Origin of the sequence: Sulfobacillus thermosulfidooxidans DSM 9293 (genome assembly GCF_900176145.1) — a bacterium.
Lineage (GTDB): Bacteria > Bacillota > Sulfobacillia > Sulfobacillales > Sulfobacillaceae > Sulfobacillus > Sulfobacillus thermosulfidooxidans.
Genome location: NZ_FWWY01000001.1, coordinates 2,147,388 through 2,168,103 on the forward strand (window position 1 = coordinate 2,147,388; position 20,716 = coordinate 2,168,103).

The window sequence follows — 20,716 nt, forward strand, 5'->3', positions numbered from 1 at the left end:
CCTTTTACGTTGAATGGAGGCAATTATTCGATGTTAAAGATGTTGTCCAACCTCGTCAATCGCTTTAGTGAACGGGAAGTTCGGCGGTATCGAGGCGTGGTCGCAAAAATTAATGCATTGGAACCGCAAGTACAAGCGTTATCCGATGAACAGTTGCGTCATAAGACGCAAGAATTTAAAGACCGGGTGGCCAACGGTGAAAGTCTAGATCAATTGCTTCCCGAAGCCTTTGCCGTGGTGCGAGAAGGCTCTAGACGTGTCCTTAATATGCGGCATTTCGATGTCCAGCTGATTGGAGGTATGGTACTTCATGACGGGCGGATTGCAGAAATGCGTACCGGTGAAGGTAAGACTTTGGTTGCCACTCTGGCAGCGTATCTGAATGCCCTGGCAGGAAAAGGGGTCCACGTGGTCACCGTCAATGACTATCTGGCTCGACGTGATGCACAGTGGATGGGCCAACTGTATGAATTTCTGGGATTGAGTGTTGGGCTTATCCAACATGACATGGAGTCAGATGAAAGGCGGCAAGCCTATGCTGCCGATATCACCTATGGAACCAACAACGAATTTGGGTTTGATTACTTACGTGACAACATGGTGATGACCACCGAGGAGATGGTACAGCGGGAACTGCACTATGCCATCGTCGACGAGGTCGATAGTATTTTGATTGACGAGGCGAGAACGCCACTCATTATTTCTGGTCAGGCGGATAAGTCGCCAGATTTGTATTACCAGTTTGCCCGGATTGCAGCCAACTTGCGGGAAGACATCGATTACACCATTGACGAAAAATTAAAGACGGTAGCGCCGACGGAAGCCGGAGTGGCGAAGGTGGAGCGAATGCTCGGCGTGAGTAACCTCTATGATGATGTCAACATCGACTTGTCTCACTACTTAAACCAGGCCTTGCGAGCCAAAGCGCTCATGAAGCGCGATCGGGATTACGTGGTGAAAGACGGGGAAGTCATTATTGTTGACGAATTTACCGGACGCCTTATGTTTGGCCGCCGGTATTCTGATGGTCTTCACCAGGCGATTGAGGCCAAAGAAGGCGTCAAGATCCAGGATGAAACCCAAACCTTAGCCACGATTACCTTTCAAAATTATTTCCGCATGTATCATAAATTGTCGGGAATGACGGGGACGGCCATAACCGAAGAAGAGGAATTTCGCAAGATTTATGGTCTTGACGTCATTGTCGTACCGACCCACAAACCGATGATTCGTAAGGATTATCCTGACGTGGTCTATAAGACAGAAGCGGCGAAATTCCGTGCCGTAGTGCGGGAAATTGAAGAATTATACAAGCAGCGTCGTCCTGTCTTAGTGGGGACTGTATCCATTGAGAAGTCCGAGCGGCTTAGTGCCATGCTCAAAGAAAAAGGGATTCCGCACACGGTGCTTAATGCCAAGTACCATGAGCAAGAAGCGGAAATTATTGCTAAAGCCGGGCAAGCTGGCGCTGTGACGATTGCGACCAACATGGCTGGTCGAGGGACAGACATTGTGCTCGGTGAAGGTGTTGCCGAAATGGGTGGACTTCATATTATTGGGACGGAGCGCCATGAAAGCCGCCGTATTGACAATCAGCTTCGCGGACGTGCTGGCCGGCAAGGAGATCCTGGATCGTCACGGTTCTACTTGTCCCTAGAAGACGATTTTCTCCGTTTGTTTGCTGCGCAAACCTTATCCAATCTCATGGACCGTCTAGGCGTCGAAGAAGATGAGCCCATTGAAAGTCCTATGTTGTCGCGGGCTATTGAGTCGGCTCAAAAGAAAGTGGAAGCCAGGAACTTTGATGCCAGAAAACAGGTGCTACAATATGATGATGTGATGAACTTGCAGCGGGAAGTGATCTATAAGCAGCGCCGGGATATCTTAACCAAGGAAAACCTTAAAGAAGATATTTTGCATATGCTATCGGATCTTATTGATGATGCGCTCACATTGCATTGTCCGGCCAATTTGCATCCTGAAGAATGGGAAATGCAGCCTCTGGTGGACAGCTTGGAAGAAATCTTTTTGCCACAAGGAACCCTTAAGGCAGAAGATTTGGAGGGCATGGGTCGAGAAGAGCTCCATGATACGATTTTAGAAGCGGGGACTCGTGTTTACGAACAGAAAGAAGAAGAATTTGGATTCGAAGCGATGCGTGAGTTAGAGCGAATGGTCTTGTTACGCGTGGTGGATTCCAAATGGATGGAACATCTTGACGCCATGGACAATCTCCGCGAAGGTGTAGGACTTCGTGCTTACGGTCAGCAAGATCCGCTGGTCGAGTACAAAAAAGAAGCCTATGACATGTATCAAAACATGTTAGGAGCTATCCGGGAAGAAGTCGTTCGGATGATGTTCCATCTTCAGCTGGCTCCCCAGCAGCCTATGCCCGTGATGGAACCTGTGGCGACGATTGCCGAAGAAAATCCACCGGCACATCGGCCTTTTCAGGTAATTCAGGGCGGACAGGGACACCAGACCAAGAAAGATGATCATCAATTAGGACGGAATGACCCATGCTGGTGTGGGAGTGGAAAGAAATACAAGCGCTGCCATGGGGCTAATCAAGAATCGCAATAAGTGGAGGATGATGAGTACGTGTTACAAGATGATATGGAGGCCTTACGTAGCGATATTCACCAAACTATGGACCGAATAAGGGGGTCTCTTTGACCTCGGAGAACGCCAAGCAGAAAGTGAACGCTTAGAAAACATTATGGCATCTCCTGACTTTTGGAGTGATGCCGAGCGTGCCGAAAATATTTCTAAACAATTGAGACGGGTTAAAGGTCCCTTAGAGCAATATCACAGCTTATCCCGGCGTGTTGACGACTGGAATGAACTGGTCGATTTAGCCCTGGAAGAAAACGATTGGGAGATTCTTAAAGCGCAACAGCGAGAAGCTGAGGACTTGCTGCGCGCCTTGCGTGAATTTGAATTGACGTTGATCCTGCGGGGTCCTTATGATCACGAAGACGCGATTGTCTCCCTCCATGCCGGGGCTGGCGGGACCGAGGCGCAAGACTGGGTCTCCATGCTCCTAAGAATGTACTTGCGCTGGGCAGAACGTCACGGGTTTAAAGCCGAAATCATTGACGCCTTAGAAGGGGAAGAAGCGGGATATAAAAGCGTTACCGTTGAAATTCATGGGGAAAACGCTTTTGGATTTCTACGTCCTGAACGCGGCGTACATCGGCTTATTCGCATTTCTCCCTTTGATGCCTCGGGACGGCGCCACACCTCATTTGCTTCGGTGGAAGTGATGCCGGATTTACAAAATGACGAGACGATCGAAATTCGCCCCGAAGATTTGAAAATTGATACCTTTCGGGCCTCAGGCGCTGGTGGTCAGCATATTAATAAGACGGAATCAGCCGTCCGCATTACCCACTTACCTACGGGTATTGTGGTCGGTTGCCAATCGGAACGATCCCAACATTCTAATCGGGAAACGGCGATGAGAATGCTACGAGGAAAATTGGCAGAATTACAACAACAACAATGGGAAAAACACATGGCGGAATTACGGGGCGAGCAGGCGGAAATTGGTTGGGGATCGCAAATTCGGACCTATGTGTTTCAACCATATAGCGTGGTCCGCGATCATCGCACCCGTTATGAGGTGCCTAATGCCCAAAATGTGATGAATGGCGAGCTCGATGGTTTTATTGAAGCCTTTTTACAACAGGAAGCCCGGGGCGCTCTGCAGCCTGAGGAAAATGGTTCATGAGCCGTTTTATTGTGGTCTTAGCGGGAGCCGTCGTGCTGCTGGGCGCCCTGCAGTGGACGATACCCAAATGGGCGGCTCGGCAAGTGGCCAATCAGGTTGCCGCCCAAGATGGCGGCGTTAGACCGCAAGTTGACATTGCCGCCTTGCCGTTTTGGATTATGGCCCAAGGTCAGTTCCAAGATGTGTATATTAACGTGCATGATGTGCATGTGGATGGAATGACATTGTCCCAAGCGGTGATTAACTGGCAAAACGGCAAGGTTTCCTTGCCGGCCTTGTCTCATAACCGATTGGTCATCGAAAAACCGGGCCATGTGAATGTGCGTATTGTTTTTGATGGACCCGCATTGAGTGCATTTTTGGCTGAGCAAGGTCCCATTCAAAATCCGCAAGTGACCATTACCAATGGTCTCATGACCATCCAGGGACGATTATTATTAGGACAACTGAGCGTTCCCTTAAATGCCCAAGGCACCTTGTCCGTCTCTAGTGATAAGAAGGCGATTATCTTTCATCCGACTTCAGTGGACGGAATTCAGTTACCAGTCTTAACCGATTTACAAATTTTCCAAATAGACTCGTTAAAATTACCGGTCGCCATGGTCATTCAATCCGTGGCATTACGGAATAATGAATTGATAGTTGAGGCCAGTACGCCATGACAAAAGTTCAACGTATCTTGTGGGATTATGGAATGATGACCGTGGGTACGGCCATCACCGCCATAGGGATTAATGGATTTTATGTACCGGCGAAGATTTCAGATGGTGGCATCTCCGGTGTGGGTATCATCCTGTTATATTTACTGCACGTCCCCTTATGGGTCAGTTTGACGGTTCTCAATGTGCCTTTGCTATGGCTGAGTAAGAAGCTGTGGGGCAACCGGGTGGGGACTCGTACTGTGTACGGTACCTTGATGTTATCCGTGATGGTAGGCATTATCCGCATTGGCGCGGTGACGCATAATGTGCTTTTGGCTACAGTATATGGCGGCTTGTTATCTGGGGTAGGACTGGGAATGGTATTTCGCGCACGGGGAACCACGGGCGGCAGTGATGTCATTGCCCGCTTACTTACCCGGTTTTTACCGATTACTATGGGCCAGGGTATGATGGTTGTGGATTTTTTTGTGATTGCCGCGTTCGGTGTGGTATTTAATCCGACCCTGGCCATGTATTCCCTGATTGCCCTATTCATTTCGTCCCGGGCGATCGATGTCGTCCAAGAAGGGGTCAGCTATGCCCGTGCCTTTACGATTGTCAGTCAGAAGCCCGATATCATTGCAGCGAAAGTCTTGGAAGTGATGGACCGGGGTGTGACCCGTATTGGGGCTTATGGCGAATATACCAAGGAGCCGCGAGAAATTCTTTATGTGGTCATTACCCGTTCTGAAGTGAGCACATTAAAGGAACTTATCTATAGTGTGGACCCTACCGCATTTGTGGTGGTGGCTACCGTGCATGAAGTGGTGGGTGAAGGATTTCGCAAGCCCCCTTTAGAAGTCTAGCAATCCTGCGCCGTTTAAGCAGGCAATGTATAGGTCAAGCATTAGGTGGCCTGATTCTGATCGCCTTCTAATCTATCGAGGAGGATAGCCGCTTCTTCGACCGTAATAACGCCCTGTTGCAACTTTTCTAATATGACGGCGCGGGGGTCAATATGGTCAGACCCGGAATTTGCTGGTTCTGCGGTCGTCTCAACCGGCGCAGGATATTGAGAGAGGCTTATGTCGCCTTTGCGCGTGTGAAGATTAATCACGCCACCACTGCCGGTACCAATGCGTCCCACTAGACGATGTCCCCGGGCAGGACCCGGATTATTGACTTCAACCAAGTCGAGATGAGAAATGATGCGGCCCTGGTCCGTGCTGGCTTCGATGCGGCAGGTTAAATCCGTAGGAATTTCGACATTGATATCGCCACGGCTTTCCACTTTGGCAGTTAAGGACGCGGTCTTGGCATGGACATCGATCTTGCCAATGCCCGTCACAAGATCTGCCCGCCGGTATGTACCGTCTTTAAGCGTAATGGATCCAAGACCGGCATGGCACTCACATTCCACGTCACGACTCGCCATGAGGACAATCTTTCCTAATCCGGCATTGACTTCGACTTGGCCTTGCAATGCTTCGATATTGACATCTCCTTTGCCGGCATTGATGTCAAACGTGCCCTGGCAATCTTCCATCAGTACGGGGCCTAAACCGGCATTCACATCCGCGGTAACCTGGGCCAATTGATGGAGGCGAATGGCGCCCAAGCCCGCATTCAGATCAAAATACCCCCGACCATGGCCTAATGTGAGGTCTCCATGGCCTAGGTTAATATCCCAGTGGCCTTCAATGTGATCAGCGTGAAAGTTGCCGTTGCCCACATTAATTTCGCCGTTTTGAATGATTAAGTCTTGAAGTTCCGTATTGCCTAGTCCACAGTTGACCGCGACATCTTGCACATTCGGGGGTAAGGCAATCTCTAAATCCAAGGATTGTCGAAATGTCGATTCTAGCCGTAGAGTCGCATCATGTTGAGTTTGCGTGAGAGGGACACTGCTTTGTATAAGCGGTTCTTGAAGCGTGGGATCAGTACGAATTTTAATGTGCCCTCGTTTTATGGACACCTCAAGACGCTCTATCATGGTTCATCCTCCATTTCTGTGTCTAAAGAACCGAAAGAGGGCTCGGTGACGGCGTTTCGTGCCAGGTCATCAAGCAATTTCAGGCCATCTTGCACGGATAGTTCCTTTTGAGCAATACGCTGCAAAATCTCGTTGCGGGAGACTTTTGGGGGGGAGGAGGTCTCTTCCCCATGGCGCCCTTGAAAAGCTTCGACCAACTGGTCAAGCTTGTTACGGACCGTGGGATATGAAATGCCAAGAATGCGTTCAATTTCCTTCAAGTTGCCGCGGCTTAATACAAAAACCTTCAAAAAGGCGAGTTGATCCTCCGATAAGGATAACGCGGGAGAATTGTGAAATCGTCCTTGTATGACAATATCGCAATGTGGACAGTGTAAGGCCGTAATCTCTAAAGGATGGCGACAACTGGGACAGGTCGTTAGTACATTAGGCATAATCTGTAACCTCCTACATCGATTATAGGTAACGACATTAAAATTATCAATAGACTAATTAAAATTAATGAGTTATTGATTAATAAAATGAGGGTTGTGACAAGAAGAGTAAGAATGATGACGGAAACGCCAATATCCTTGAGCGGCTAATAAGGCTAAGATCCCCGTCGTGATGAGCCACCACTGAGGACCTTGACTCAAAAGAATGCCGCCAAACAGCGGGCCAAGGGCTGCACCTACCCGGTTAGCCACACTGAAAAAGCCCATGTAACGGCCGCGCACGATTTCTGGGGCGCGTTCGGCGACCCAAGCCGAAGCGGCCGGGTTGATAAAGTTCTCGCCTAAGGTAATGACAAACACGGCCAAGGCGAAAACCGCGAAAGATCGGCCAGAAAGCATCAGCCAAAATCCCAACGCATAAAAGAAGACCCCCACCGCCATTAAAGTTAAATGGGACATGCGGCGGGTTAGTCGGGTTATGGGAATTTGCAGAAGGACAACAAAAATAGCATTTTCCGCTGCCAAATATCCAAAGACACTGGGAGGATATCCCAAGTTGATGTGCAAGTAGGCTGGGACGACCATGAACAGTTGGGAGTAGACCAAACCGGTCAATGCCCACAGGCCGGCAAAGTGGACAAAGGCTTGATCACGCAACACGTCTTTCATATGGCCTTGTTGTCGTGAAGGGCTATGCTTAACCGGGCGGGATTCAGGAACGGCAAAAAAGATGACCAAGGAGAACAAGAGCATGGATAACGCATCCAGTGCAAAAATCCAAAAGAAGGAATGGTCGGCTAGAAGACCGCCAAGCATGGGGCCAATTATGATGCCAGCATTACTAGCCATCCGCATTAGGCTATAGGCATAATTCAGACGGTCACGGGAAATGATATCGCCGACCATGGCCATCGATGCGGGTTGAAAGAGAGGCATGAAAAAGCCCATCAGGGTCAATAGCGTGATTAACAGCCAGGAGTTATGGACGAGGCCAATACCAAAGGTCACGAGGGCACCTAAAAGCAATGAGCCCAGCATGACCAGGCGTCGTCCAAACCGGTCGCTCCATACACCACCGACCAACACCGATATGACCTGTGAAGCCCCATAAAATGCCATTACGACACCAACCACGCTTAATGAGGCATGAAGGCGGGAGGCCAAGTAGATCGTCATAAAGGGAAAAACTAATGAGTTGCCCACCAAATTGAAAAACCGGCCGATAAGCAAAATATAATACACGCGAGGTATCTCGGGATCTGGTCCCCAACTTGTTGCCCGAAGCATGGATCCCCATCCTTTTGATTATCTTGTTTATCGTCCTTGGCACAACACGTGACGGATTTTCGGTTCGAAAAAATTTTATCTTATGATGGTTCCGATGATAGTCGACAACAAATTGTACCATATCCAGCGGACACTGCTCGGAAGAAAGTCATACAATTTGCGCAAGGAGTTTTTCTCATGGCCAGAGCTTCTTGAGATACAATAGATGTGGTGGAAAAATGAAGAAGTGATCACTAAAGTAATGAATACGTCAACCAAGCCAGGCCCAAAAATGTGAGAATGGTGTGGGGGAGGGGATATACGGTGGTAGCCAAAGAATTGATGACCAGTCACGTGATTAAAATTGATGCCAACGCGACAATAGGGCAAGCGGTAGAACTTTTGCGAGAACATACGATCAGTGGTTTGCCGGTGACCGATGCCCAAGGACGACTTATTGGCGTGATTACCGGAGGGGATGTCCTCCGGGCCATCCAGCAAAAGGCCCAAAAAATCTATCATTCCCTATTTGGGCCCACCCAGGTCGTGATTGATGAAAATGTCTGGAAAGAAGATAGTAACCGGCTTCTCAATTTACCAGTAGAAAAAATGATGAGTCGTTCCCCTTTTACTGTACAACCCCAAACGCCCGTGGGAGAAATTGCGGATTTAATGATCCGGCAAAATATTCGCCGTGTTTTTGTTTTAGAGCATGATAAGTTAGTCGGGATTATCACCCGCAATGATATTGTCCGGTGGCTCGTGCGCCACGTCGGCTAGCGTAAGACGCTTGCGAGGTGACTGCCAATCCGCTGGGTATTGGCGAGTAACTGGCGATAAGGAATGCCTTCGGACAAAATGGCGGCAACGTAATTCATGTGCGGAGAATATACAATCCCGACGTCGTGACTGGCTTCAGATAATGAGCCCGTCTTATGTGCGATAATCACCTCTTTTTTGCCCACAAAAACGCTATCGGCGGGAATCTTGGCGATACTCACGGGTCCTTGACATCGAGTCAACAAATTGACCATTTGTTCTGATACCGCGAGAGAAATGGCTGTGCCCCTAGCCAGTTTTTCCATAAGTAACGCCATATCATAGGCACAGGTATGATTGATTTGATCATACTCCGCAGGTACCCGCTGCAATTTCCGGATGAGTTCGGTATTTTGTGTGCCAAGACGGCGGATTGTGGAATTAACCCAATCCACCCCGAGATAGTCGATGAGTAAATTGGTTGCGGTATTGTCCGACACGGTAATCATCAGCGTAGCTAGATCCCTGAGGGAATATTCCGTGCCTGGGGTTAAATCCTTGAGCACACCCGAGCCACCGACTTGGTCTTCTTTTCTCATGAGAAGCAAATGATCGAGGGACAAATGATCTTCTTCCACCCGGCGGTACAGCTCAATTAAAATGGGGACTTTAATGACGCTGGCAGAGGGAAAAATGTCGTGCTCATGATAGGCAAATGTTTTCTGGGTCTCGAGGTTTTTGGCAAAGACTGCATAACGACCGGGTAATGTCTGGATCAAATTTTGAAGTTCCACAATTTTTCCTCCCCTTAAGATGACCCTCTCCATTTCATTTCCATCTCATGATACCATGGAACACATAGTGAATAACGGTGTAAGGCAAGCTGGACAACGAGTTAAGCGAGTTCGGTTGGATATTGAAAGCCGAAGACGGGAAGCTCTTAAGCAAGAATAAGTGGAATCGGGGTACAGTAAAGAATGCGGTATGTTAATGCTTAGTTGGAGATCCCAAAATCAATGAGAAAAGGATCGATCGCGCTATGAGTGTGGTGGTGTTAGGAAGTATCAATCTCGATCTGATTGCCCAAATTGATAAGATCCCAGTAGCTGGAGAAACGCGTATTGCACAAGGGTTGTTGACGTCACCCGGGGGCAAGGGAGCCAACCAAGCCCTGGCAGCGCGGCGAATGGGAGCCGAGGTGATATTGGTGGGCATGGTCGGGGATGATGCCTTTGCGATGCAGGCCCTTCGCATATTACGGCAGGACGGCGTGGATTTAAGTCATATTGGTGTGAGTCGCCAACACACCACCGGTCTTGCTTTCATTACCGTGGAATCCGGTGGACAAAACGCGATTACCGTCGTTCCTGGTGCTAACTATGAATTAGGATCGGAAGCCTTAGGTCAATTAGAACGAATCTTGACTCCCCAGGATTTGTTAGTCATGCAAGCCGAGATTCCTTTCGAAGTCATTGAACGGGCCTTAATGATCGCACGCCGTATAGGGAGTCAAGTGCTGTGGGATCCAGCGCCAGCATCCGCACAATTTCCGCACTCTCTCTTTCACGTAAATGTGATTACCCCCAATCAAACCGAGGCCTCATTATTGTTGGGTACGCCCGTGACTGATGTGCGCTCGGCGAAAGCGGCGGCGAGACAACTGCGCACATTGGGAGCCGAAATTGCCATTGTAAAATTGGGGGCACAAGGTTTAGTCTGGGCCACAGCCCATGGGGTCTTTTATGAACCGGGGATTGCTGTTCACGCCGTCGATGCGGTAGGAGCTGGAGACGTCTTTTTGGGCGCCTTGGCCGCACGTTTAGATGCAAAAGATCCATGGCCTCAAGCCATTAAAATTGCCAATCATGCCGCTGCCTTATCGACGACGCAACGAGGGGCGCAACCGTCTTTTCCCTGGTGGAAAGATGTTCGCCAGATGATAAAATAAAAAGGGGAAAAAATTATTCAATCCCCGTAACCTTGTCCTCTTTTGTGACGTTATCTTATTTAAAGACGCCATTGAGGAGGGAGAATATGAAATCACCGCACGATCAAAAGCGCGCTGATTATTATTTATATACCTGGCAAATCCGTGAAGTTCAAAAGTTATCCCGTGAACTTCGTCGTCCTCCATCGGAAATTATGCGTTCATTATTAACCGAGGCCCTCTCGAAAAAGACGTCTACGGAATCTTAAAGTCCTATGTGAACACAATGCCCGCGCATGCCCCTTCTTAGGCGATAGCCAAGAGGGGGTCAAGCGGGCGGCGGCCTCTTGGCCGCCTTGCGGGGTTTTTCTTGCGTCCCTTGGGCTTCGACGTAACGTTTCACCGTCTCCAGCGAGGCTTCACCGGCGCTCCCGACATAGTATGCGCGATGCCAGAAGTATGGCTTCCAATAGAATTTCGCTAAATGATCGGCAAATCGATTGCGCATCCGCCGCGCACTGGCGGACTTAAGATTGTTAATCAAGGTAGACAGGTTCAGCGCAGGATGGATACCCACCAGCAAATGGACATGATCTGCTTCCCCCCCGAACTCAATCAGGGTACAGCGCCAGTCGTTCAGGATTTCTGCGAACGCCTCTCGCAAGGCCGCGAGGAGTTCTGACGTTAATGTCTTCCTTCGATATTTGGTCACGAAGACGATATGTAGCCGAAGAGAGTACACTGCATGTGAGGCAGACATCATTTCTGTGTCATTCATAGTAGCTTAATGATATAATAGACGTCCGAATCAACGCAAGGAGGTGAGGGCATGCTGAACGGGTATAAGTTTCGCCTGTATCCGAGTCCAGAGCAGGAGCCGATCTTGCTCCAGTGGATCGGGTGTCAACGCCTCATCTACAACGCCAAAGTGCAAGAAGATCGCTATTTTCGCCGATTTCAGCGGCGGATGGTCGGGACTGTGGGCGAAGACATTCCTGTCGACCAACAGTACAGCCGCTTCATTACGGCAAAGACCGCATTCCTCCGCCAAGTGCCCTCCCCAGTGTTGCGCAATGGCGCGGTGCGCTGGCGACAAGCCTATCAACGGTTTTTTCAGAAACTGAGTGGTCGCCCAAAGATGAAGCGGAAATCCGGGCGACAAAGTGTCTGGCTGACCTCGGAGTTGTTCGAATTTCGTCCGATAGTCGATGACACCCCCGGCGCGGTGTGCGGGTATCACCTGCATGTCGGTACCGACAAATTTCCCGTCGGGATCATCCCGTATGTGGCCCATCGGCCGCACGCTGTGCCGGCTTCGATATATCTTGCCATCGAAGGGGGGCAGTGGTGGCTCTCGTTTGCGGCGGAGGATCTGACCGTCACGATTCCCGGCAAGGAGGGAGACGCGGCAACCGAACGCATCGCCGAGGATTTACGGCACCTCTCTGCTGACCAACTCGCCGAGCGCACGCTCGGCGGAGATCGCGGGATTGCCAAGCCCCTCATGACCTCCGACGGTCACGTGTTTGATCTCCTACCGGTGCAGCAAACCCGAATCCAGAAAGCGCGGCGGCAGCACCGACGCTGGCAACGCCGGGCTGCCCGCAGAAAAAAAGGATCGCAAAATCAGAAGAAAGCCTACCGAAAAGTGGCTCACTCCCCCCAGTACGAAAAGAACGTCCGACACGAGTATGCGCATCAGACCAGTCACGCGCTTGTGGTCCACGCAGCCTACGACCTGTACGTCTTTGAGAATCTGCCTATCCAGCAGATGACCAAACGGCCCAAAGCAAAAAAAGACGCCCAAGGCCATTTTCTGCCCAACGGGCGGGCCGCGAAAGCGGGCCTGAACCGGGCTATTCTCGCCTCGGCATGGGGCCAGGTGGTCATGTTCACGCGCTATAAAGCACGGCGCCGAGGCAAACTCGTCATCACGGTTCCGCCCCAACACAGTTCGCAGGAATGTGCTGAGTGTACATTCACTGCCCCGGACAATCGGCCTTCCCAGGCTGCGTTTGTCTGTCAACGCTGCGGACACAGGGACAATGCGGACCACAATGCCGCCCGCGTGATCAAAAAACGCGGGATTCAGAAACTCCTGTCCGGAGAACCACTTACGACATCGCGTAAAACGACGCGGATTTTTCGGACACTAGGGCCGGAACGGTCCGAAGTCACGCCTGGGGAGACTCACATAAGACGTGCTCCGTCAAAGACGGACATGCACAGGTCGCAGAACCAGGAACTTCGCGGAGTGATCCGGGAAACCCCCACCTCAACCCGATAGGGTTAGGTGGCGGGAGAGTTCATTTCTGTAAATAGTCCCGTTTGGGACTATTTTTTATGTGCTCAGTCCATACTCGGTGTACAATAGCTCTGAATCTGATTGTCAAAGGAGCAGATGATCGATGGAGTCATATCGTGTAAGCCACGACTCGCTTGGTGATGTGAAAGTCCCTCAAGACGCTTATTGGGGCCCACAAACCCAAAGGGCAATTGAAAACTTTCCCATTAGTGGACTGCGTTTACCCAGACGCTTTATTCGCGCGCAGGGCATTATTAAGTGGGCTGCAGCCAAGGCCAATGCTGAGGTTGGCGCGTTACCCGAAAATATTGCCCAAGCGATTATGAAAGCGGCTGATGAAGTCATTAGTGGGATGTGGGATCAACAGTTTGTGGTGGATGTCTATCAAGCCGGTGCTGGCACATCGCAAAACATGAATGCCAACGAGGTGATTGCTCACCGGGCCCAGCAACTATTGGGAGGTCAAATTGGCGATGTCCATTTGGTTCATCCCAACGATCATGTGAATATGGCGCAATCCACGAATGACACGATTCACGTTGCGATACATATTGCTGGAGCGGAGGCAATTGTTCATGATCTGATTCCAGCTATTAGCCGTGCCGAAGAAACCCTTCGCACCAAACAACACTTATGGATGAATGTTGTGAAGTCCGGGCGCACTCATTTACAAGATGCGGTTCCGATGCGCTTAGGTCAAGAAATTGGCGGATATGTGGGAGCGCTCTCTTATTGGCGAAATGCCCTGCAAACGGGCGTTGAAAAACTTTACGTCATCGGCCTTGGAGGCAACGCGGTCGGCACTGGTATCAATGCCCATCCTGAATATAAGCAACGGGCTACCCAATATGTGGCAGAAAAAACGGGATTACCGTTTCATCAACCAGAAAATATGTTTACGTTTATTCAAAATCTTGATGCCGTCTTGGAAGTATCGGGATTGGTGCGAGGATTGGCGACAGCCGTTGGGAAAATAGCAAATGACTTGAGACTTTTGAGTTCTGGCCCGCGCACGGGACTCGCCGAATTAAAATTACCTGCGGTTCAACCTGGTTCTTCAATTATGCCAGGGAAAGTGAATCCCGTGATGGCTGAAATGATGAACATGATCTGCTATCAGGTCATTGGCAATGATACCACGGTGCAGCAAGCTGTTGCAGGCGCCCAGTTAGAATTGAATGTGATGATGCCCGTAATTGCTTATAACTTTTTGCACGCTATCCATATTTTAAGCAACGGGCTTGATGCCTTTACAAATAAGGCGTTAAAAGGTCTGGAAGCGGACGTGGATAGAATAACCGGATATGTCGAAATGAATACGGCGTTAGCGACAGCATTAAATCCCTATATTGGTTATGATCAAGCGGCGGAAGTTGCCAAAACCGCATACCGTGAAGGAAAGACGGTACGGCAAGTTGTGAGGGAAAAGAATCTTCTATCGGAAGAGCAATTAAACGAAGCCTTAGATTTGGAACGGATAACCCATCCTCAAGAATCGTAAGGTCGGCGGAGATTATTTCCCTAGATTGCAATGGATCCTATTGATTTTTACAGACGGCGGTGATACTATAATCAACGCCGTTCGACAAGAACGACAGGCAAGATAAAAAACATTGACTTCGTAAGTCGTTGATGTTAAAATATCACCTTGTGTTCCGGTCCTTGAAAACTATATCGTCATGTTGAAGTGAAAGTTATCGAATCACGTCAGAAGACAGAAATGAGTCATGGAGAGTTTGATCCTGGCTCAGGACGAACGCTGGCGGCGTGCGTAATACATGCAAGTCGAGCGGACCTTCGGGTCAGCGGCGGACGGGTGAGGAACACGTGAGTGATCGGGCTGTGAGTGGGGGATATCGGGCCGAAAGGCGCGGCAATCCCGCATACGTTCCGGGGAACCGGAAGAAAGCTTGGCAACAGGCGCTCACAGGGGAGCTCGCGGCCCATTAGCTAGTTGGGGGGGTAATGGCCTCCCAAGGCGACGATGGGTAGCCGGCCTGAGAGGGTGAACGGCCACACTGGGACTGAGACACGGCCCAGACTCCTACGGGAGGCAGCAGTAGGGAATCTTCCACAATGGGCGCAAGCCTGATGGAGCAACGCCGCGTGAGTGAAGACGGCCTTCGGGTTGTAAAGCTCTGTCTGTCGGGACGAAGACCGGCCCGGAAGGGCCGGGGAGCCGGTACCGACGGAGGAAGCCCCCTGCAAACTACGTGCCAGCAGCCGCGGTAAGACGTAGGGGGCAAGCGTTGTCCGGAATTACTGGGCGTAAAGGGCGTGTAGGCGGTGCGATACGTAGCGGTTTTAAGCCTCCGGCTCACCCGGAGGAGGGCGGCTAAACGGTCGCGCTAGAGGGCAGGAGAGGTGCGTGGAATTCCTGGTGGAGCGGTGAAATGCGTAGAGATCAGGAAGAACACCCGTGGCGAAGGCGGCGCACTGGCCTGGCCCTGACGCTGAGGCGCGACAGCGTGGGGAGCGAACGGGATTAGATACCCCGGTAGTCCACGCCGTAAACGATGGGTACTAGGTGTCGCCCGGGTCCACCGGGCGGTGCCGGAGCTAACGCACTAAGTACCCCGCCTGGGGAGTACGGCCGCAAGGTTGAAACTCAAAGGAATTGACGGGGGCCCGCACAAGCAGTGGAGCATGTGGTTTAATTCGACGCAACGCGCAGAACCTTACCAGGACTGGACACGCTCGTGAGCGCCGCGAAAGCGGCGGGCCCTTCGGGGAGCGAGCGCAGGTGCTGCATGGTTGTCGTCAGCTCGTGTCGTGAGATGTTGGGTTAAGTCCCGCAACGAGCGCAACCCTTGTCGTGTGTTGCCAGCGGTTCGGCCGGGCACTCACACGAGACTGCCGGTGACAAACCGGAGGAAGGTGGGGATGACGTCAAATCCGCATGGCCTTGATGTTCTGGGCTACACACGTGCTACAATGGTCCCGACAACGGGATGCGACGGCGCGAGCCGGAGCCAATCCTTCAAACGGGATCTCAGTTCGGATTGCAGGCTGCAACTCGCCTGCATGAAGCCGGAATTGCTAGTAATCGCCCATCAGCATGGGGCGGTGAATTCGTTCCCGGGCCTTGTACACACCGCCCGTCACACCACGAGAGTCGGCCACACCCGAAGCCGGGCGATCCAACCGCAGGTGCGGAGGGTCCCGTCGACGGTGGGGTCGGTGATTGGGGTGAAGTCGTAACAAGGTAGCCGTATCGGAAGGTGCGGCTGGATCACCTCCTTTCTAGGGAGCTTCACATGACGATATGGTTTCCGAGGACCGACGGCGGCGCAGAGCGCCGCGGCCGGCGGACCTTGACAACTTTACAGGAGAAAGAGACAACCAGCACACGGGGGATGCCTCGGGTGCGGATGGGGCGAAGAAGGTCGTGGCACGCCACGAAAGGCCTCGGGGAGCGGCGTCGCACGCAACGATCCGAGGGTCACCGAATGGGGAAACCCCCAGACCGGCAGGTCTGGACGGTTCGCCACAGGGCGAAACCGAGTCCAAAGCGGGGAACTGAAACATCTCAGTACCTGCGTCGAGAAAGCGTCAGCGAATCCCGTAGTAGCGGCGAGCGAACCGGGACGAGTCCAAACGTTCGAGGCGTGACCGGACATACCGGCGCCTCGGGCGGGTTGCGGGCCTGTCTTGTCGGCGTATGTCGACCGACACCGGCTCTGCGCCGTCGATCCGAAGCTGTTGGAATGCAGCGCCCCAGCGGGTGAGAGCCCCGTCGGAGCAGACGCGCGCAGACCGGGACAGGTTCCAGAGTACCACGGTCCTCGTGGAAGACCGTGGGAAGCCGGGCGGCCCACCGCCCAAGACTCCCGACCATCCGTCACCGATAGCGCAGAGTACCGTGAGGGAACGGTGAAAAGCCCCCCGGGAGGGGAGTGAAAGAGATCCTGAAACCGTGTGCTGTCAAGCCGTCAGAGTGGGGTTCGCCTCATGATGGCGTGCCTATTGAAGAATGAACCGGCGAGTGACCGGCAGGCCGCGAGGTTAACGACCGGGAGGTCGGGAGCCGGAGCGCAAGCGAGTCTGAAGAGGGCGGCTAGTGGCCGCCGGTCGACCCGAAACCGTGTGATCTAGCCGGCGCCAGGCTGCAATCCCCTTAAGCCGGGATGAAGGGCCGCACCCGTGTCCGTTGAAAAGGGCTGGGACGAGCGGCGGCTAGGGGTGAAATGCCAATCGAACACGGAGATAGCTGGTTCTCCCCGAAATCGCTTGAGGGCGAGCCTCCCCGACCAATACCGACGGGGTAGCGCTCTGTGAATGGAAGGGGTCCGTGAAGGATTACTGCCTGTTCGCAAACGACAAAGTCGTCGGTAGGCGGGAGAGAGTCAGACGTTGGGGGATAAGCTCCAAGGTCAAAAGGGTAAGAGCCCAGATCGTCCGCTAAGGTCCCCAAATGACCACTGAGTGGCAAAGGTCGTCGCGTGATCGAGACAGCCAGGAGGTTGGCTTAGAAGCAGCCATCCTTGAAAGAGTGCGTAATAGCTCACTGGTCGCAGTCGCGCGGCGCCGAGAATGTGCGGGGCTAAGTGGTCTACCGAAGCGGCGAATCGGCCTCCTTAGGAGGCCGGTGGTAGGGGAGCGTCCGCCGGGGGGCGAAGCGTGCGGGGAACCGTGCGTGGACCGCGGCGGAGTGCGAATGCCGGTATGAGTAGCGAAAAGGCCCGTGAGAATCGGGCCCGCCGAAAGCCGCAGGGTTCCGGAGGCAGGATCGTCCGCTCCGGGTTAGTCGGGCCTAAGGCGAGGCCGTTAAGGCGTAGTCGATGGAGACACGGTGGAGATTCCGTGACCAGCCGATCACGGCGAAGGGAGCAGGACGTGGTCCGCGGGGGTCTGCGCCCCGTTGGTCGTGGGCGTCCCGCAAGGGGGACGGAACCGCAAGTACGGAAGAGAGCTCGGCGGACCACCGAGAAAAGTGCAACTGGAGTGATCGGGTGTCCGTACCCGAAACCGACACAGGTAGGCGAGGCGAGGAGCCTCAGGCGCGCGAGTGACCTCTCGTTAAGGAACTCGGCAATTTACCCCCGTAACTTCGGGAGAAGGGGGCCCGGCCGCAGCCGCGGCCGGGGGCACTACAGCGGCCCAAGCGACTGTTTACCAAAAACACAGGTCCCTGCGAAGTCGTAAGACGCCGTATAGGGGCTGACGCCTGCCCGGTGCTGGAAGGTTAAGGTGAGGGGTGCAAGCTCCGACCCGAAGCCCCAGTCAACGGCGGCCGTAACTATAACGGTCCTAAGGTAGCGAAATTCCTTGTCGGGTAAGTTCCGACCCGCACGAAAGGCGTAACGACTTGGGCACTGTCTCAACGAGAGACTCGGTGAAATTGCAAGTCCTGTGAAGATGCAGGATACTTACGACTGGACAGAAAGACCCCGTGGAGCTTTACTGTAGCCTGCCATGGAACGCGCGCGACGTGTGTACAGGATAGGTGGGAGGCGGAGAAGCCGCCGCGTTAGCGGCGGGGGAGCCATCCTTGGGATACCACCCTCACGGCGTGCACGATCTAACCGCCGCCGGCACCCGGCGCGGGACAGTGGCAGGGGGGCAGTTTGACTGGGGCGGTCGCCTCCTAAAGCGTAACGGAGGCGCCCCATGGTTCCCTCAGCACGGTTGGACAGCGTGCAGGGCGTGCAAAGGCACAAGGGAGCTTGACTGCGAGCGTGACAACGCGAGCAGAGCCGAAAGGCGGGCTTAGTGATCCGGTGGCACCGCGTGGCAGGGCCATCGCGCAACGGATAAAAGCTACCCCGGGGATAACAGGCTGATCTTCCCCAAGAGTCCATATCGACGGGAAGGTTTGGCACCTCGATGTCGGCTCATCGCATCCTGGGGCTGAAGTCGGTCCCAAGGGTTTGGCTGTTCGCCAATTAAAGCGGTACGTGAGCTGGGTTCAGAACGTCGTGAGACAGTTCGGTCCCTCTCCGTCGTAAGCGGTGGATACTTGAGGGGCGCGACTCCTAGTACGAGAGGACCGGAGTGGACGAACCGCTGGTGTGCCCAGTTGTGTTGCCCAATGCAGCGCTGGGAAGCTAGGTTCGGAGCGGAGAAGCGCTGACCGCATCTAAGCGCGAAACCGACCCCAAGATGAGGTATCCGAGGCGGCCTATGGGCCACCACGAGACCCCCACACGACCAGTGGGTAGATAGGTGGTCCGTGGACACCCGGTAACGGGCGGAGCGAGACCATACTAATCGGTCGAGATCTTTCTCCTGTGAAGTTGTGAGGGTCTGTGGAGCCCCGAAGTTTGTCGGTGCTTTAGGTCGCGTGTGTTGACCCGTTACCATCTCGCACACGGTCGTCCCCCACGCGGCCGCTGGTGGTACTGGATCCGTCGGGATCTGGGAGGCCCAGTGGTGCCGACAGATATTTTTTATGCCCCTCTCAGGGATGATGAGAGGGGTTTTTTGATAATATAAAACCCGTGTCTGATTTTAGCCAAGACACGGGTTTTCTTTATACTTTTTGTGGTCGATCCTAACAAACCGTCAGGAAGCATAAAACCAGACGTTATGATAGATGGAAAATCTTGTAATGACTGCGTTCATTTTGTTCGTCCGAGCGCCGCATCTCTTAAGGAATGGCACGGATAGCGTTTTATGTATTCGTAAGTAACTCCTTACGAGTTTCACAAACCATGCTTAAAAGAGGACCCGATAACCCGTGGCATTATGAAAATCGTGACCTAATCCGCGGCGATTTAGGTACTGGCTGCAATCCAGTTCGTGACGGCGTCTGCGAATAAGTCTGGCTGTTCCACATGCACGAAATGGCCGCTCGCGTCGGCGACCACGAGCTTGGAGTGTGGATTGGCCTTCATATAGAGATGGAGTTGGTCCAATCCAAACACGGCATCATAATAACCCCGGATTAATAACGTGGGGTGTGAAATCTGAGAAAAAAGGGATACTAACGGTTCCAATACCGCTCCTTCTTGATACAGAGCAGCCTGATGGTCGGCACCGCGGGCCCACAGTTCATCTTCGAGGGAAGACTCACGAATTAATTGCTGGAAAAACTGTTTGTTGGGACCATAGACATAAAGATTGTCACGCTGGTCATCGAGTCCGTTGGAGAGTTCACTGAATCCATTCCAAAGCGAGCGGGTGTCGAGCTTCTCATCATAAGCGATGCTCAAGCACGTCTGTGCTTTCTCTTGGTTGCCCAATACACCATATTCCAACGCCATGCGTCGCAATACGGAGCGAGCTGAAGCCCCAAAATCGAACGTCGGATTTTCGAAGACTAATCGGTCAATAGAATCCGGATAGGTGGCTGCGTAGAGAAGCCCCACGTACCCGCCAAAGGAATGGCCAATTAGTGACCATCGAGCGATGCCAAGATGGGACCGAAGAGCTTCTGCATCCTCCACTAAATCCTTAAGAGAGAGTGAGCGCTTAGTCAGGGGATCTGACCTGAGAACACCGCGTTGGTCGACCGCGATTAACCGGACGGATCTTGCCAATCGCTGACCCTGATGGAATACAAAGTCATAACATCCGGAGCCGGGGCCACCGTGTAAATATAAAACCGCAGGTCGTTTTGGATCTCCGAGATCATCAACCCACAAATGTGTGTCACGAATCGTTACCCGTTCACCCATGCCGTCTCACCTCGTGAGAAATTGGCTGATGTTGTGGTC

General features: G+C 52.6%; 15 protein-coding genes and 2 rRNA genes. 11 read left to right on the plus strand and 6 right to left on the minus strand.

Annotation, left to right across the window (positions count from 1 at the left end; genetic code table 11):
- The first annotated feature begins 30 nt into the window (after positions 1-30).
- The 4 genes from secA (at position 31) to B8987_RS10830 (ending at position 5,240) form a co-directional block, all read left to right on the plus strand.
- Positions 31-2,583: a preprotein translocase subunit SecA gene (gene secA, locus B8987_RS10815; protein ID WP_084661527.1), complete on the plus strand. Its 2,553-nt coding sequence runs from the start codon at positions 31-33 to the stop codon at positions 2,581-2,583.
- A gap of 18 nt (positions 2,584-2,601) precedes the next feature.
- Positions 2,602-3,733 (plus strand): peptide chain release factor 2 gene (prfB, locus tag B8987_RS10820; RefSeq protein ID WP_420802225.1). Its coding sequence is split into 2 segments (ribosomal slippage): positions 2,602-2,673 and positions 2,675-3,733, totalling 1,131 coding nucleotides; the frame shifts between segments, so codons are not numbered across the junction.
- Positions 3,730-4,395, plus strand: coding sequence for an LmeA family phospholipid-binding protein (locus tag B8987_RS10825; protein ID WP_084661528.1), 666 nt, complete (start codon positions 3,730-3,732; stop codon positions 4,393-4,395). Before prfB ends, B8987_RS10825 begins: the two co-directional genes overlap by 4 nt.
- The gene (locus B8987_RS10830) at positions 4,392-5,240 is read left to right on the plus strand and encodes a YitT family protein (RefSeq protein WP_020376166.1); all 849 of its coding nucleotides are present in this window, start codon (positions 4,392-4,394) and stop codon (positions 5,238-5,240) included. The genes B8987_RS10825 and B8987_RS10830 overlap by 4 nt, the downstream gene beginning before the upstream one ends.
- Positions 5,241-5,281: 41 nt before the next feature.
- Here the strand turns inward: B8987_RS10830 and B8987_RS10835 are convergent, their stop codons facing one another.
- The 3 genes from B8987_RS10835 to B8987_RS10845 form a co-directional block, all read right to left on the minus strand.
- Positions 5,282-6,367: a DUF4097 family beta strand repeat-containing protein gene (locus tag B8987_RS10835; RefSeq protein WP_084661529.1), complete on the minus strand. Its 1,086-nt coding sequence runs from the start codon at positions 6,365-6,367 to the stop codon at positions 5,282-5,284.
- Positions 6,364-6,801: a DUF2089 domain-containing protein gene (locus B8987_RS10840; protein ID WP_084661530.1), complete on the minus strand. Its 438-nt coding sequence runs from the start codon at positions 6,799-6,801 to the stop codon at positions 6,364-6,366. The genes B8987_RS10835 and B8987_RS10840 overlap by 4 nt, the downstream gene beginning before the upstream one ends.
- Before the next feature lie 72 nt (positions 6,802-6,873).
- The gene (locus B8987_RS10845; RefSeq protein WP_084661531.1) at positions 6,874-8,088 is read right to left on the minus strand and encodes an MDR family MFS transporter; all 1,215 of its coding nucleotides are present in this window, start codon (positions 8,086-8,088) and stop codon (positions 6,874-6,876) included.
- 303 nt (positions 8,089-8,391) lie between these two features.
- On the opposite strand from B8987_RS10845, the gene B8987_RS10850 reads away from it, so the two are divergent.
- Positions 8,392-8,847 (plus strand): CBS domain-containing protein, encoded by a 456-nt coding sequence (locus tag B8987_RS10850; RefSeq protein WP_020376170.1) that lies wholly within the window; start codon positions 8,392-8,394, stop codon positions 8,845-8,847.
- On the opposite strand, the gene B8987_RS10855 is transcribed toward B8987_RS10850, so the two are convergent.
- Positions 8,844-9,620 (minus strand): serine hydrolase, encoded by a 777-nt coding sequence (locus B8987_RS10855; RefSeq protein WP_176213233.1) that lies wholly within the window; start codon positions 9,618-9,620, stop codon positions 8,844-8,846. The two genes, B8987_RS10850 and B8987_RS10855, sit on opposite strands and share 4 nt — an antisense overlap.
- A 245-nt stretch (positions 9,621-9,865) precedes the next feature.
- On the opposite strand from B8987_RS10855, the gene rbsK reads away from it, so the two are divergent.
- Together rbsK and B8987_RS19650 are read left to right on the plus strand one after the other, a co-directional pair.
- On the plus strand, positions 9,866-10,774 hold the full coding sequence (gene rbsK, locus B8987_RS10860) for a ribokinase (RefSeq protein WP_084661533.1): 909 nt from the start codon (positions 9,866-9,868) through the stop codon (positions 10,772-10,774).
- A gap of 86 nt (positions 10,775-10,860) precedes the next feature.
- The gene (locus B8987_RS19650) at positions 10,861-11,022 is read left to right on the plus strand and encodes a hypothetical protein (protein WP_020376173.1); all 162 of its coding nucleotides are present in this window, start codon (positions 10,861-10,863) and stop codon (positions 11,020-11,022) included.
- Positions 11,023-11,081: 59 nt separating this feature from the next.
- On the opposite strand, the gene tnpA is transcribed toward B8987_RS19650, so the two are convergent.
- Entirely contained in the window at positions 11,082-11,516 is a 435-nt protein-coding gene (tnpA, locus tag B8987_RS10865; RefSeq protein WP_139793528.1) for an IS200/IS605 family transposase, read from the minus strand.
- Positions 11,517-11,582: 66 nt separating this feature from the next.
- On the opposite strand from tnpA, the gene B8987_RS10870 reads away from it, so the two are divergent.
- The 4 genes from B8987_RS10870 to B8987_RS10885 all read left to right on the plus strand — a co-directional run bounded on the left by B8987_RS10870 (position 11,583) and on the right by B8987_RS10885 (position 19,288).
- Entirely contained in the window at positions 11,583-13,040 is a 1,458-nt protein-coding gene (locus B8987_RS10870; RefSeq protein WP_084661927.1) for an RNA-guided endonuclease InsQ/TnpB family protein, read from the plus strand.
- A gap of 121 nt (positions 13,041-13,161) precedes the next feature.
- Entirely contained in the window at positions 13,162-14,559 is a 1,398-nt protein-coding gene (locus tag B8987_RS10875; RefSeq protein WP_084661535.1) for a class II fumarate hydratase, read from the plus strand.
- Positions 14,560-14,782: 223 nt separating this feature from the next.
- Positions 14,783-16,301 (plus strand): 16S ribosomal RNA (locus B8987_RS10880).
- 86 nt (positions 16,302-16,387) lie between these two features.
- A 23S ribosomal RNA gene (locus tag B8987_RS10885) occupies positions 16,388-19,288 on the plus strand.
- Together the 16S and 23S rRNA genes form the textbook arrangement of a ribosomal RNA operon.
- Positions 19,289-19,774: 486 nt before the next feature.
- Here the strand turns inward: B8987_RS10885 and B8987_RS10890 are convergent.
- Positions 19,775-20,677, minus strand: a complete 903-nt coding sequence (locus tag B8987_RS10890; RefSeq protein ID WP_084661536.1) for an alpha/beta fold hydrolase — start codon at positions 20,675-20,677, stop codon at positions 19,775-19,777.
- Positions 20,678-20,716 lie beyond the last annotated feature (39 nt).